The organism is [Phormidium] sp. LEGE 05292 (assembly GCF_015207735.1).
GTDB lineage: Bacteria > Cyanobacteriota > Cyanobacteriia > Cyanobacteriales > Aerosakkonemataceae > Floridanema.
Genome location: NZ_JADEWG010000010.1, coordinates 24,180 through 39,180 on the forward strand (window position 1 = coordinate 24,180; position 15,001 = coordinate 39,180).

10 protein-coding genes are annotated in these 15,001 nt (G+C 42.6%); 9 read left to right on the top strand and 1 reads right to left on the bottom strand.

Features of this window, described 5'->3' with window-relative positions:
• Positions 1-142: 142 nt before the first annotated feature.
• Positions 143-1,132, bottom strand: a complete 990-nt coding sequence (locus IQ264_RS04945; RefSeq protein ID WP_193979200.1) for a stage II sporulation protein M — start codon at positions 1,130-1,132, stop codon at positions 143-145.
• A 79-nt stretch (positions 1,133-1,211) separates the two neighbouring features.
• On the opposite strand from IQ264_RS04945, the gene IQ264_RS04950 reads away from it, so the two are divergent.
• From IQ264_RS04950 to IQ264_RS04990, 9 genes are all read left to right on the top strand, one after another.
• Positions 1,212-2,021: a hypothetical protein gene (locus tag IQ264_RS04950; protein ID WP_193979202.1), complete on the top strand. Its 810-nt coding sequence runs from the start codon at positions 1,212-1,214 to the stop codon at positions 2,019-2,021.
• A gap of 60 nt (positions 2,022-2,081) precedes the next feature.
• Positions 2,082-2,858, top strand: coding sequence for an RDD family protein (locus tag IQ264_RS04955; protein ID WP_193979204.1), 777 nt, complete (start codon positions 2,082-2,084; stop codon positions 2,856-2,858).
• A 377-nt stretch (positions 2,859-3,235) separates the two neighbouring features.
• The gene (locus IQ264_RS04960) at positions 3,236-7,336 is read left to right on the top strand and encodes a PAS domain-containing protein (RefSeq protein ID WP_193979206.1); all 4,101 of its coding nucleotides are present in this window, start codon (positions 3,236-3,238) and stop codon (positions 7,334-7,336) included.
• 233 nt (positions 7,337-7,569) lie between these two features.
• Positions 7,570-8,313, top strand: a complete 744-nt coding sequence (locus IQ264_RS04965) for a DUF2993 domain-containing protein (protein ID WP_193979208.1) — start codon at positions 7,570-7,572, stop codon at positions 8,311-8,313.
• 128 nt (positions 8,314-8,441) lie between these two features.
• Complete coding sequence (locus tag IQ264_RS04970) at positions 8,442-9,185, top strand: DUF2993 domain-containing protein (protein ID WP_193979210.1); 744 nt, start codon at positions 8,442-8,444, stop codon at positions 9,183-9,185.
• Between the two features lie 97 nt (positions 9,186-9,282).
• Positions 9,283-10,107, top strand: a complete 825-nt coding sequence (locus tag IQ264_RS04975; protein ID WP_193979212.1) for a DUF1206 domain-containing protein — start codon at positions 9,283-9,285, stop codon at positions 10,105-10,107.
• A gap of 202 nt (positions 10,108-10,309) precedes the next feature.
• On the top strand, positions 10,310-12,004 hold the full coding sequence (gene crtO, locus IQ264_RS04980) for a beta-carotene ketolase CrtO (RefSeq protein WP_193979214.1): 1,695 nt from the start codon (positions 10,310-10,312) through the stop codon (positions 12,002-12,004).
• A gap of 92 nt (positions 12,005-12,096) precedes the next feature.
• Positions 12,097-13,200, top strand: a complete 1,104-nt coding sequence (locus IQ264_RS04985) for a saccharopine dehydrogenase family protein (RefSeq protein ID WP_193979216.1) — start codon at positions 12,097-12,099, stop codon at positions 13,198-13,200.
• A 390-nt stretch (positions 13,201-13,590) separates the two neighbouring features.
• On the top strand, positions 13,591-14,946 hold the full coding sequence (locus tag IQ264_RS04990) for a glycosyltransferase (RefSeq protein ID WP_193979218.1): 1,356 nt from the start codon (positions 13,591-13,593) through the stop codon (positions 14,944-14,946).
• The last annotated feature ends 55 nt before the right edge of the window (positions 14,947-15,001 follow it).

The window sequence follows — 15,001 nt, forward strand, 5'->3', positions numbered from 1 at the left end:
GACAAGGAGACAAGGGGACAAGGAGACAAGGGGACAAGGAGACTCTTGAGAATTTTTACTTTCTGCCTTCTGCCTTTCTTACCTTCTGCCTTTCTTACCTTCTGCCTTCTGCCTTCTGCCTTCTGCCTTCTGCCTTCTGCCTTCAAAAAGCCTTCTGCCTTCTGCCTTCAATAAATCCTTCTGGCTTTTTTAGGTTGCAATATACAATTAAAAGTGATAAAAGAGCGATTCCTACAAAATATTTAATTGGTGCGGGAATAGCGGGATTAGGAGATAAAAAACCTTCAATTATTCCGGCAATAATTAACATTGGCACTATGCCAAAAACTAATTGTGATGCCAATCCACCGTAATATTTTAATGCGTCACCACGACTGTATTTGCCAGGAAAAAACATAGCTCTAGCGATTAATAAACCTGCACCACCAGCAAAAAAAATTGCAGGTAATTCTAAAGAACCGTGAGGAAATACAAACGCCCAAAAAGAATAAGCTAAATTATTTTGTCCTACCAAAGTAGCAACACCACCAATCATTAATCCGTTGTACCACATTAAAAAAGTTGTGTAGATTCCGCCTGTAATTCCACCTGCAACAGCAGCAAAAGAAACGGAAATGTTATTAATCATAATGCTGCTAGAAGCTAATGGTTCAATGCCAATAATTGAACCCATCCACAATTTACCTTCATCGCGCACCATTCTAATTAATTGTTCGGGGACAATAATTGACAGAAATGTAGGGTCTTGCCACGCATACCACCAAGCAACGATCGCACCTACTATAAAAATAGTTGTTGCCACAGCAATATAACCTTTTGTTTGCTGGACAACTGCCGGAAAACCCCAACGATAAAATTCCCAAACCGCCGCCCATTCTTGACGACGGGAACCTTGGTAAATTTGGTTATAAGCTCTAGAAGTAAGAATTTGTAAATCTTGAGTTAGAGTGTCACTAATTTTTTGGGTGCGCGATCGCGCCAAGTCTGCGGAAACGGAGCGATACAAACTTGCCAATTCTTTAATTTCATCAGCTTTTAGTGACTTGAGTCCTTTTTTTTCAACTTGTTTTAATAAAGTGTCCAAACGTTTCCAGTTTGGTTCTCGTCTGGCGATCCAACGTTGAATATTCATAAATTTTTCCCCAAACTATGTTTAGCGTAACTTAAGATAGCTTCAAAGCTTATGTACTGTCGCTAGGAAACTTTTACTTATGTCACAAAGTTCTATTCGTCCCCTCAGTGTTGGTAACGTCGTCAGCGCCGGATTGGTGATGTATCGGTCTAATTTAAAAACTTACCTCAAGCTATCTATAATAGCTTATTTATGGATTTTAATACCGATATATGGTTGGGCAAAATTCTGCGCCATTCATGGATTAATTGCACGTTTAGCTTTCTGTGAATTAATTAATAAACCTGAAACAGAGAGTGCTGCACGCGATTACATTAAACCGCGTCTCTGGTCATTTCTAAGTGTAGGTTTTGGTGTTGGATTAAGATTATTAGGAATTTACATTCTCTGGTATTTAGCTCTCATAGCAGTGGTAGTTTTTCCCCTAGCTGTTTTAGGAACACAAACGGGTATATTCGTGGCAATAATTACTGGTTTGGCTGTGTTCATTGTAGGCATAATAGTCATTATTAGATTATATTCCAGATGGTTTGTTGCTGAGGTACCTTTAGCAGTTGAAGAGAACACAACTACTGGGAGTCAAAGCATTGATAGAAGTTGGGATTTAACCAAAGATGCCGTCGGTCGAATTCAATACATTATTGTTGTCGCTTTCTTAGTCACAATACCAATTCAAATAGTTACCGCATATATTCCATCAATTTTTCAAGTTCAGACGGAACCAGGTACTTCAGCTTATACAACTATTCAGCTGATTTCTTTTCTTTTAAGTTTACTAGGTGGGGCAATTATCATGCCTTTCTGGCAAGCTGTCAAAGCAGTAATTTATTACGATCTGCGTAGTCGTCGAGAAGGTTTAGATTTACGGTTACGCGGTCGCGAAATTTAGCAATCAATCCCCAAGCGTCAGCTTTCTAAATAACTCAAAACTCAAAACTATCTATCTGCCATGCGATTTTTCAACAGAATTACTTTACAAACCCCAGAAAGCGTAGAACTAGAATTCACTTTAGCCGGAATAGGAAATCGCGCTTTAGCATTGTTGATGGATTATATTGCCTTGGGTTTTACCTTAATTGTCTTTTGGGTAGCTTGGGGAATTTTTACTGTAATTATTACAGACACTTTTAGAAATGTGAGGAATGTAGGACTTTGGCTATTTGCGATCGCGTTCTTCCTCAACTTCTGCATTTATATGGCTTACTTCGTATTTTTTGAAGTGCTATGGCAAGGACAAACACCCGGAAAACGTTACACCAAAATTCGTGTAATTCGTGACGATGGCAGAAGAATAGGAATTCAACAAGCAACCTTAAGATCTTTACTGCGTCCAATTGACGACATTATGTTTATTGGTGCGTTTTTAATTATGCTAGGACGCAAAGAAAAGCGACTCGGAGACATGGCAGCAGGTACAGTAGTAGTTCAAGAAGAATACCTAGTTGTAACTACCAATTTTCCCATCTCTGAAAAAGCCAAAGAACTAGCCACAGAACTCCCACAAATCGCTAACTTATCTTTATTATTACCTGACGATTTTGCCACTATACGCGAATATTTACAACGTCGCAAAGACATGGCAACCAAAGCAAAAAACGAACTAAGTTTGCATTTAGCAAGACAAATTAGAAATATTATTGACTTAAAAGATTTACCCGAAGGTTTAACCCCAGATATATTTTTGGAAGCAGTTTATATTGCTTATCAACAACAAACTTCCTCATAAACTCCATCCCATAACTCATGGCAATTCTAGATTCAGTAAAATAAGCTCTGATTTTTCTACTTTTTGTTAAAGGAGTTAATTGAGTATTTTTACTTAAATTCTTTTTGATTTAAGTAGTATTTAATATGACTATATTCTCATAAAAACTTTACAATACTATTTTTTGCAGTGTGGAATGTGGGGTGAAAAATATATACACTAAGACTTCGGGACTACTTTTTCAAAAATATCAGATTTTCTGAGTCATATCTTCAGTATGGAGTCAACAGCTACATTGTGAAGCCAATCAACTTTGCCCAACTTAAACGAGATATCCAGACTATTGTAGACTACTGGTTTGAAGTGACAACACTGCCCTCCCATCTAGAGCATTAGTCATGATGCAACCTTCACGCACGATCCTGATTGTGGATGATTCGCCTGAAGATCGCGAACTCTACCGACGCTATTTGCAGCGAGACCAGAACTATTCCTACACCATTTGGGAAGCATCTGTGGGACGGCAAGGATTGGAGCTATGGGAGCAACAGCAACCCGATATGGTGTTGCTCGACTACGGCTTGCCCGATCTGGATGGACTGGAGTTTTTGGCTCAACTGCCATCTCCTACCCCAGAACCCTGCTTACCCGTGATTGTGCTGACTGGTCAGGGCAATGAGACGATCGCTGTCCAAGCCATGAAAGCTGGTGCCCAAGATTACCTGATTAAAGGGCAGATTACCCCAGAGAAGTTACACCAGGCGATCAATGGAGGCATTGAAACGGTAAAGCTCCGTACCGAATTGCAACAGCGGATTGAACGAGATCGCGTAGTCGGGCGCATTACCCGGCAAATTCATCAATCCCTGGATCTCGATCGCATTCTCCAGACCACCGTGACTGAGGTGCGGCAATTTCTCAACACCGATCGGGTACTGGTGTTTCAATTACAACCGGATGGCAATGGTACGGTGGTCGCAGAATCGGTTGGCTCAGCGTGGCGATCGCTCCTGTCGTCCACAATTTATGATCCCTGCTTGGCGGAAAACTACCTCAGATTTAGTCGCCCCGATTCCATTACTCACGATCCCGAATTTGCTGAAGATTATGTCAAACGCTATCGCCAGGGACAGGTCACTGCGATCCCCGACATCCACAGTAGCGATATTGACCCCTGCCATATTGAATTGCTGGCTCGGTTTGAAGTCAAAGCCAATCTGGTCGTTCCCATTCTGCACGACGAGAAGTTTTGGGGGTTGCTGATTGCCCATCACTGTGCGACTCCCCGTTTTTGGCAATCTCTAGAAATTGACTTGCTCAAAGAACTGGCAACCCAGATGGGCATTGCCTTACGTCAGGCAGAACTTTATCAACAATCTCAGACAGAACTGGCGGAACGCAACCGGGTGGAGGCAGAACTCCGAGAAAGCGAAGCACGGCTGCGATCGGCATTGGAAGCTTCGCGCATGGGTACCTGGGATTGGAATATCAAAACCGGACAGATTCAATGGTCAGACAACCTGGAGGCGATGTTTGGGCTGGAAGCCGGAGCATTTGACGGCTCTTTTGAAATGTTTACTAGGCTTCTGCACCCGGACGATCGCGCTCGTGTTCTGGCGGCTATCAACCAGGCGATCGCCACCGGAGAAGACTACAACTCTGAATTTCGAGTGGTTTACCCGAACGGCACTATTCGATGGGCACTGAGCCAGGGCAAAGTGTTTTACGACCAGAACGGGCAATCCGTTCGGATGGTTGGCAATGATATTGACATCACAGAACGCAAGCAGGCAGAAATCGCGCTGCGAGAGAGTGAACAGCGCTATGCCACCCTGTCACAAATTTCCCCAGTCGGGATTTTTCGCACGGATGTACAGGGCGATTGTCTATATGCCAATGCTCGCTGGTGCCAACTGACGGGACTGTCTCCTGAAGCCGCTCAAGGCAAAGGGTGGGTCAGAGCACTCCATCCTGACGACCGCGATCGCATCTTTGCTGAGTGGTATCGTGCCACAAAATTAGATCTGCCTTTCCTATCTGAATACCGATTTCAAACCCCTGATGGCAGAGTCTCGTGGGTGATTGGGCAAGCGACCGCTCAAAGAGATGTTGAGGGGCGTTTGGTTGGTTATGTCGGCACTGTGACCGATATTAGCGATCGTAAACAAGCAGAAACTGCCCTGCAAGAAAGTGAATCCCGGTTCCGTCAGTTGGCAGAAAACATTGATGTTGTGTTCTGGATGAAAGAGGTGATGGAGAATCGGGTCAGCTATGTCAGTCCTGCTTATGAGCGGCTTTGGGACTTAAATCCGCAGGAATTGTATGAGAGCCAACAAGCCTGGATTGACTACATTCATCCAGACGATCGAGAGTCGGTAGGCAGGGCATTTCAAGACAAAGCTGCTGCGGGGCTGTTCGACGAAGAGTATCGAATTATCCTCCCTAATGGTCATGTTCGTTGGGTTCATGACCGCTGTTTTCCCCTGCGAGATGAAGCGGGAGTGCTGTATCGGTTTACCGGAATTGCTGAAGACATCACCGAGCGCAGAAAAACCGAAGCGGCATTGCGTCAGAATGAACAACTGCTGCGCTTGGCACTGACGGGGGCGCAAGCTGGCTCCTGGGATTGGGAGATTTCAACGAACAAAGTTGTTTGGTCATCTGAGAACTTTGACCTGTACGGGCTGACTCCAACTCCATTACTCCAGTACGAGGATTGGACTAAGACATTGCACTCAGACGATCGAGAACGGGTAAACGCTGAAACTCTGCGGATCGTTGAGGAAAAGCAAGCCGAATATCGGGTGGAATTTCGCATTGTTCACCCACAAAAGGGGATTCGCTGGCTCCAAGCATTGGGTCGCCTGATCGTTGATGAACAGGGGGAGCCGATTCGATTAAGCGGCATCAATTTAGACATTACCGATCGCAAACTGGCAGAGGACGCATTGCGACAAAGTGAGGCATTTAACCGCCGCATATTGGAAAGCAGTAGCGATTGCATCAAACTGTTCAATCTAAACGGACAATTGCTATACATGAATCCAGGCGGTTTGTGCATGATGGAGATTGACGATCTTTGTCCCTACATCAATGTCGATTGGGCTGATTTATGGCAAGAAGAGATGCGCGAGACGATAGAGGCTGCTATTAGTACCGCCAAGACTGGAGAAGCGACTCGCTTTCAGGGCTTTTGCCCCACTGCAAAAAGCACACCAAAATGGTGGGATGTGGTCGTGACTCCCATTTTCAATACGGAAGGACAGGTCATCCAACTCTTGGCAATCTCCCGGGATATTACCGAGCGCAAACAGTCTGAAATGGAACGCGATCGTCTGCTTGAGCAAGAGCAAGCGGCACGGGAATCTGCTGAACGAGCTAACCGCATCAAGGATGAGTTTTTAGCCGTTCTTTCCCACGAGTTGCGATCGCCCCTCAACCCAATTTTGGGCTGGACAAAGCTGATGCAACGCCGTAAATTCGACACCACCAAAACGAATGAAGCATTAGCTACCATTGAACGCAATGTCAAACTCCAGACCCAGTTGATTGATGACCTTCTGGATGTCGCTAAGATCCTGCGCGGTAAGCTGAGTATGAATGTGGTTCCGGTCGATCTGGCATTTGCGATCGAGCAGGCGATCGACACGGTGAGGACAGCAGCAGTTGCCAAAGAAATTACCCTCTATGCTGTGCTGCCTCAAATTGGTCGAGTATCAGGGGATTGGGCCCGACTTCAGCAAATTGTTTGGAACCTGTTGTCTAATGCCATCAAATTTACTCCCGCTAAGGGTCAGGTTGAGGTTCGCCTAGAGCGGGATGGGAACCAGGCAAAAATAACCGTTAGCGACACGGGTAAAGGCATCAACCCCGATTTTCTGCCTCATATTTTTGAGTCATTCCGGCAAGAAGATGCTTCAACAACTCGTCAGTTTGGCGGATTAGGATTGGGGTTGGCGATCGTGCGTTATTTAGTTGAGGCTCATGGAGGTACGATCTGTGCAGATAGCCCAGGTGAAGGACAGGGCGCAACATTTATTGTTCAATTACCATTGCTCGATGCTGAATCAGAGCAGCCTCCGTCTAAGGTAGCATCCACAGATGAACTAGACTTGACAGGCATACGAATCTTGGCAGTCGATGATGAACTAGATGCGCGTGAAATGTTAACTGCACTCCTCACTCAATATGGGGCAGAGGTTTTGACGGGTACCTCCGCTACTGATGTACTGGCCAATTTAGAATGGTTTCAACCCGATTTGTTAATTAGCGACATTGGGATGCCAGAGGTGGATGGTTATATGCTCATGCAACAGATTCGATCGTTACCACCTGAAAAAGGTGGACAGGTTTTGGCGATCGCCCTCACAGCATACGCTAGAGAAGAGGATCGCCAGCAAGCGATTAACAACGGTTATCAACGGCATCTAACCAAACCCCTTGATATCGATCGGTTAGTTCAAGTCGTGGTGGAACTCACACGCCACACTACATCTTAGCCCACATTCCACACTTCAAAATGTAGTATTAAATAACGAAATTATTACTAATGAAAAACCAGAAAAGTCGATTCATCGCACTCAAAGCATTAAAGTAATTTCTATTCATTCGCTCTGAATAAAATTATTAAGCAATAAATTAAAAATATTAAGTTTATTCTGACTAAATATAGATTAATTATCCTAGTTGAAGCCATAAATTAAAAAAGTATAGGCTACTAGGAGAACTACAGATGTGTCAAGAAAATCAACCTAATCTAGAAGAAAAAGTAATCTCAGCAGCAATAGAAATGGGGTTATCTAATCAGCTAGATTCCGCAGAAAATATTGATGTAGATGTGCGTACTAATCTAGCTGATATAGTCCAAGGAAAAGCACATTCTGTTTCCGTTTCTGGTCAAGGTTTAGTGGTGGAAAAGGATGTCCGTTTGCAAGAGATGGAAATCCAGACAAATCGCATTGCTATTAATCCTTTAAGTGTGCTTTTTGGGGAAGTTGAACTTTCTCAACCAACTGATGCCTCTGCCCGAATAGTACTTTCAGAAGTAGATATTAATCGGGCTTTAAATTCAGATTATGTCCGTAGACAGATGCAACCTTTTGAGTTAAATATGGATGGGCAAATTGTCACTTTAGAAATGCAAAAAATGGGCATTCAGTTACCGGATGTTAATAGCATCGCCTTTAACGGTAGCACAATATTGCATGAAGGAGAAAATAAGCGATCGCTAAATTTCCAAGCTGTAATTCACCCTGGTACTATTTTTGAACCTTTATTTGTTGAGTCTTTTCAATGCACTCCTGCACCAGGCATTTCTCTACAATTTGCTGTAGCTTTAATGCAGAAGTTGAAAGAACTGGTATTTTCCCCATATTTTCTCATCAATGGCACAGCAGTTAGGGTGCAAAAAATGCAATTGGAAAAAGGCAGATTGACCATTCATAGCACAGCTAAAATTACAGAACTTCCCTCATAAGGCATAAATAAATTTGCTGATTTTTATCGGTGGGTAAATCCAAATAAATGTCTGTCGCGATGCAGATACAATTTTTAAAGATGGCAAACTAAATTGTAGGTTAGTAATGCCACATTTAATGATTCAAAATGTCAGTAGATCAACCAGGGTTAGGGGAACAAGCACTTAGTAAAGCCGCCGAAATGGGTTTATCAAGTCAGTTGGATGAAGTTGAGGAATTGAATGTAGATATCCGCACTAATCCAATTCAGTTAATGCAAGGAGAATTAGAATCTGTTTCGATCGAAGGCAAAGGTTTGGTGATGCAAGAAGAGTTGCGAACCGAGAAATTGCAAATGCAAGTTGGCAATATTGCAATTAATCCTCTGAGTGCAGCTTTTGGCAAAATCGAACTTTCTCATCCTACGCAAGCAGAAACGAAAGTTGTTTTAACAGAACAAGATATCGATCGCGCATTTAATTCCGATTTTCTGCGAGAAAAATTGCAAAACATGGAAGTAAATGTGCAAGGTCAACCAGTGACTGTAGATACTCAAAAAGTAGAATTCAGTCTCCCCGATCGTGATAAATTTAGCCTAGATGCTACTTTTTATTTACGGGAAACAGGAGAAACCAAGAAAACCGCTTTTACTGCTGTTCCAGAAATAGCATCAGGTGGAAATCGCATTTCTTTAGAACAGGTGGAATACAAGGACGGTCAAGAAATTTCGCCTGAACTAACGGAAGCTTTGTTAGACAAGTCTAGCGAATTATTAGACTTCTCTAACTTTGAACTCAAAGGAATGTCTCTACGCTTGAAAAACTTGGATGTGCAACCAGGAAATCTGATTGTAGAAGCTGAAGCTTATATTAGAGATTTCCCTTCCTCTTAACCTGAGAAAGCAAAAGCCAGAAGTAAAAAATTACTTTTGGCTTGTAAAAATTTTATTTAAGTTTTTACTAACCCACCATTACACACAAGGAATTATTATGAAACAAAATACCAGAAATTTAGAACAACAAGCTAGACAAGTAGCTGCCGATCCTTGGGTAGAAAAACTCGCTAGACTCGGCTTAGTTTCCAAAGGAATAGTTTACTCTATAGTCGGGTTTTTAGCAGCACAAGCAGCTTTTGGCGCGGGCGGTAGAACTACTGACACCGCAGGTGCTTTGGAAACAATTGTCACTCAACCTTTTGGTCAATTTTTGTTAGCTTTGGTGTGTATTGGTTTTATTGGATATACACTTTGGCGATTTCTTGAAGCATTTTTTAACCCAGAAAATCAAGGTATCGGTGGGCGTTTAGGTAGCTTTGTTAGTGGTGTAATTTATGCAAGTTTGGCGTTTACTGCGGCTAAATTAGCATTAGGTTATGGTGGTACTACTGGTGGCGATGCGACCCAAGATTGGACGGGGCGTTTCTTGGCTCAACCTTTTGGTCAATGGTTAGTAGGAATTGCTGGGGCGTTCATAATTGGTATGGGATTTTATGAAATGTATAAAGCTTACAAAGCCAAGTTTCGGGAATATTTAAAATGGCAAGAAATGGCTCAGAATGAAAGAAATTGGGCAACTCGTTTAGGCAGATTGGGTTATGCTGCTAGGGGTGTGGTTTTTATTGCGATCGGCTTTTTCTTAATTCAAGCGGCGCGTTTGTCTAATCCTAATGAAGCTAGAGGTTTTGGTGGTGCATTAGCAGCGTTAGCAGGACAACCTTATGGCCCTTGGATTTTGGGGCTTGTGGCGATCGGCTTATTAGCTTATGGTATTTATACATTCGTGGAAGCTAAGTATCGACGAATTAGGACTGCTTGAATTTGCGTAAATTAACAAAAAATAATTAACAACGGGACAAAAAAGAGGGAAAATAGAAACTTAAATCTTTTCTTCTTTTCTGTCTATTTTTCATTTAATTAGTGCGGTCGATATAGCAAAAACTTCTGTAATTAGACAGATTTTTTACATTTATTTATTTTCTTATAATTAAGAAAATACAATACTACTCGGAGTTAGATAGATGGAAAATTATGATGTAGTAATTATTGGCGCAGGTCACAATGGGTTGGTTTGTGCTGCCTATCTCTTAAAAGCAGGATACAGCGTTTTATTACTAGAAAAGCGATCGGTCCCTGGAGGTGCAGCAACTACAGAAGAAGTCATCCCAGACAAAGCACCAGGTTTCAAATTTAACCTCTGTGCGATCGACCATGAATTTATTCATTTAGGGCCAGTAATTGAAGAATTAGAACTGGAAAAATACGGATTAGAATATCTATTTTGCGACCCAGTAGTATTTTGCCCGCATCCCGATGGTAAATACTTTTTAGCACACCGTTCTTTAGAAAAAACTTGCGCGGAAATTGCCCGTTTTAATGAACGAGATGCCAAAAAATATGCCGAATTTACTAACTATTGGCAACGAGCGATCGGGGCGATGATTCCGATGTTTAATGCACCGCCAAAATCAGTAGTTGATATTATTGGTAACTACGATCTGAAAAAGATAAAAGATTTAATTTCAGTCATTGGTTCTACTAACAAAACCCTGGATTTTGTGCGTACCATGCTCACCAGTGCTGAGGATCTACTCAACGAATGGTTTGATGAAGAATTTATTAAAGCACCTTTGGCAAGGTTAGCATCCGAATTGGGTGCGCCTCCTTCGCAAAAAACTCTTGGCATTGGCGCAATTATGATGGCAATGCGTCATAATCCAGGTATGGCTAGACCCAAAGGTGGTACTGGTGCTTTAGTCAAAGCTTTGGTGAATTTAGTTACTAGTTTGGGTGGCAAAATTCTCACCGATCAAAAAGTAGAAAGAATTTTGATTAATAATGGTCAAGCTGTTGGGGTGCGAGTCGCTGGTGGCACAGAATATCGAGCAAATAAAGGGGTAATTTCTAACATTGATGCAAGGCGAGTGTTCTTGCAATTAATGGATGAAAGTGATGTAGATGCTGCCGATCCAGATTTGCGGGAACGTTTAGAACGTCGCATTGTAAATAACAATGAAACTATCCTAAAAATTGACTTGGCAATGGATGAACCTTTACGCTTTGTGCATCATAATCACAAAGATGAATATTTAATTGGTTCAGTGTTAATTGCTGATACAGTTAGACAGGTAGAAATTGCTCACAGTGACCCTTCTGTTGGTAAAATTCCTTTAGAAAATCCCTCGATGTATGTGGTACAACCAACAATGTTAGATCCTTCGATGGCACCCGATGGAAAACATACTGTTTGGATTGAATTCTTTGCACCTTATAATGTTTTTGGTGCGGAAGGAACTGGTTTAAATGGTACTGGTTGGACGGATGAATTGAAAAATCAAGTTGCCGATCGCGTCATCGATAAACTAGCAGAATACGCCCCCAATGTAAAGACAGCAACTTTCGCCCGTCGCGTCGAAAGTCCGGCAGAATTAGGCGAACGTTTGGGCGCATATAAAGGTAATTATTACCACATCGATATGACGCTAGATCAAATGGTGTTTTTCCGCCCTTTACCAGAAATAGCTAACTACAAAACACCAATTGAAGGACTATTTATGAGTGGTGCGGGGACTCATCCCGGTGGTTCAATTTCGGGAATGCCAGGAAGAAATTGCGCTCGCGTTTTCTTGCATTCTCAACAACCCTTTGCCCAAACTTTAAGTGATGCAGCAAATTCACTGAAGTCAACCGCAAAATCGATTTTCAAGACCTTCTAATTTTGTAGGAGTTCCGAAGAAAATACTAATTTATGAACAATTTGGAACTCCTATCATTTTTCAATTGCAGTTAAAAAAGAGTAGCTTTTGACATGAATGAAAAAATTTTAATTATTGGAGGAAGTGGGAGAATTGGTAGCAGTGTGGCAACAGATTTAGTCAACCACACAGAAACAGATATTACAATTACTGGCAGAGATGCGGAAACAGGAAATAAAGTTGCCGAAAATTTGGGAAACAGAGTCAAATTTTTGGCTTTAAATTTAGCAGAAAAAGAGAAATTAAGAGAGGCAATTAAGTCTAGCAAAATTGTCATTCATTGTGCAGGGCCATTTCATTACCGCGATGCTAATGTTTTGAAAACTTGTATTGAAGAAGGTGCTGATTATTTGGATGTCAGCGATCATCGATCGTTCACCAGTAAAGCATTAGAATATAAATCGGCAGCAGAAGCAGCGGGAATAACTGCTATTGTAAATACCGGAATTTTCCCTGGTATTTCTAATAGCATGGTGCGCCAAGGTGTAGAAAAACTGGACAAAGCAGAAAAGATCCATTTAAGTTACGTAGTTTCGGGATCTGGTGGCGCAGGAATTACCGTAATGCGAACCACTTTTTTAGGTTTGCAAAATCCGTTTGTTGCCTGGATAGATGGGAAATGGCAAAAGTTAAAACCATATAGCGATCGAGAAACTGTAGAATTCCCTGCACCCTACGGACGCACAGGAGTTTACTGGTACGATATGCCAGAAACCTTTACCCTTCCTGATACATTCCCAGTCCAAACTGTAATTACAAAATTCGGTTCTGTACCCGACTTTTACAATTATCTGACTTGGTGGGTAGCGAAAACTTGGCCGAATAGTTGGATTCAAAATCGCAACGTAATTGAATTTTTGGCAAATGTTAGTTTTAAAATGACTAACTTTAGCGATCGCTTTAGCGGTATCGGTGTCGCAATTCGTTCCCTAGTAACAGGAGAAAAAGACGGCAAAACCGTAAATTATTGTTCTACTTTAGTCCACGAAAATACCGCAATATCCGCAGGTTATGGAACAGGTAGTATAGCCGAATTAATCTTAGATGGAAAACTGAAAAAACCCGGAGTTTGGGCTGTAGAACAAGCACTTCCCACCGATTTATTTGAACAAACAATGGTAAGTCGGGGAGTAAAAATTCACGAAGAATGGTTTTGATACCAATTCTCTGTAAAATTGCGCTTAATCATTGCCCCTCCCCGTCTACGGGGAGGGGTTTGGGGTGGGGTGAATTAAGCGCATCTTCATAGAGAATTGGTATGACATATTCAGATCTTGCACAAAGGTAAAAAACCGGATTTCTAGGATTACGCATCATAGCCCAAGAAATCCGGTTTCTCGTTCTTACCCAAACGCTGAAATCAAAAAATTACATAAAGAGTTTGCGATCGCCTTGGTTCTATATTTGCGATCGCAAACTCTTTCATTCTACTGGCAAGGAATATTTTCAGTTTCCATTCAATAATTTATCATTGCCAACCTGACTCTTCACTTTATAATAAATTACTGTCGCAATAAATACGCTTAATTGTATAATTTATTACTGCCATGACACATTTTGGCTTAATTTCTCCAGCGGCTTCTTCTCACATTAATACAATCACCACATTAGGGTGGGAACTGAAACGGCGCGGTCATCAGGTCACTTTATTTGGAGTGCCTTATGCTCGCGCCCAGGCACTTGCATCGGGCGTAAACTTTCGCGCGATCGGAGAATCGGACATTACCAAAGAGAACACAGTCCAAAAGCACGCCCAGATCGCCCAATTAAGCGGGTTAGCCGCAATGCGGTATAGCTTAAGTCTGGCTAAAGAAGATGTAGCGATTTTACTCAGGGATGGTCCGGCAGCGATTCGGGAAGAAGGTGTGGAAGCCTTGTTGGTAGACTACGTTACATACGGAAGCGGATCGGTTGCGGAATTTCTAGATATTCCTTTCATTACGGTATACAGCGCTTTGATCGAAACCGAGGAAGATGGCGTTCCCCCCGTTTTCACCCCTTGGAACTATAACCCAGCTTGGTGGGCACCTCTACGTAACCGAATGGGTTACGCGCTGATTAAATCCAGCGAGCAACCCATTCTCAATCTGGTGAGGGAATATCGGGAAAAATGGCGGTTGCCTTCACTCTCTGGCTTCAGGGATTCCTACTCAAAACTGGCGCAGTTGAGCCAGCAGCCAGCTGAGTTTGAATTCCCTCGTACTGAGTTGCCCGAGTGCCTCCATTTCACAGGCCCTTATATGAACCCATTAAGTCAGGAACCCGTACCTTTTCCCTTTGAAAAATTAACTGGAAAACCGCTGATTTATGCTTCTATGGGCACTTTGCAAAATCGTCAAACCAGCGTTTTTCAGTGTGTGGCAGAGGCGTGCGCCGGATTAGATGTCCAGTTAGTGATTTCTCTGGGGGGCGGAATTAGACCAGAGTCCCTTCCACAGTTGCCCGGTTCGCCGATAGTCGTCGGCTATGCCCCTCAATTAGAATTGCTCAAAAAAGCCGCGCTCGTTATTACTCATGGAGGCGCTAACACCGTTTTAGAAGCCCTAAGTTATGGGGTGCCACTGGTGGCGATTCCCAATACTTACGATCAACCAGGCGTGGGGGCGCGTTTGATTTGGACGGGTACGGGTGAGGTTGTCTCTCTATCTCGTTTGAATGTTCCCCGATTGCGAACTGCAATACAGCGAGTTCTCACGGAAGAAAGTTACAAAAAGAATGCACTCAGGCTACAAGAAGCAATTCGCAAAGCAGGCGGATTCACTCGTGCTGTGGACATTATCGAACAGGCAATATCTACGGGAAAGCCAGTTTTGTCCGCAAATAACGGCTATCAGTCAATAGCGCAACATTTTGCAGAGGGAAGGGAACAAGGAACAGAGAACAGGAAAGAAATATTTCGTTAGCTTGTCTCGGCTTGGGTTGGTAGCCCAAATAATTAAAGAATCGCAGGGAACAGTT

Bases quoted from the DNA above. Each gene is read 5' to 3' on its own strand.
- IQ264_RS04975 (WP_193979212.1), top strand. From the start codon at position 9,283: ATGAAACAAAATACCAGAAATTTAGAACAACAAGCTAGACAAGTAGCT.
- crtO (WP_193979214.1), top strand. From the start codon at position 10,310: ATGGAAAATTATGATGTAGTAATTATTGGCGCAGGTCACAATGGGTTG.
- IQ264_RS04990 (WP_193979218.1), top strand. From the start codon at position 13,591: ATGACACATTTTGGCTTAATTTCTCCAGCGGCTTCTTCTCACATTAAT.
- IQ264_RS04950 (WP_193979202.1), top strand. From the start codon at position 1,212: ATGTCACAAAGTTCTATTCGTCCCCTCAGTGTTGGTAACGTCGTCAGC.
- IQ264_RS04965 (WP_193979208.1), top strand. From the start codon at position 7,570: ATGTGTCAAGAAAATCAACCTAATCTAGAAGAAAAAGTAATCTCAGCA.
- IQ264_RS04955 (WP_193979204.1), top strand. From the start codon at position 2,082: ATGCGATTTTTCAACAGAATTACTTTACAAACCCCAGAAAGCGTAGAA.
- IQ264_RS04960 (WP_193979206.1), top strand. From the start codon at position 3,236: ATGATGCAACCTTCACGCACGATCCTGATTGTGGATGATTCGCCTGAA.
- IQ264_RS04985 (WP_193979216.1), top strand. From the start codon at position 12,097: ATGAATGAAAAAATTTTAATTATTGGAGGAAGTGGGAGAATTGGTAGC.
- IQ264_RS04945 (WP_193979200.1), bottom strand. From the start codon at position 1,132: ATGAATATTCAACGTTGGATCGCCAGACGAGAACCAAACTGGAAACGT.
- IQ264_RS04970 (WP_193979210.1), top strand. From the start codon at position 8,442: ATGTCAGTAGATCAACCAGGGTTAGGGGAACAAGCACTTAGTAAAGCC.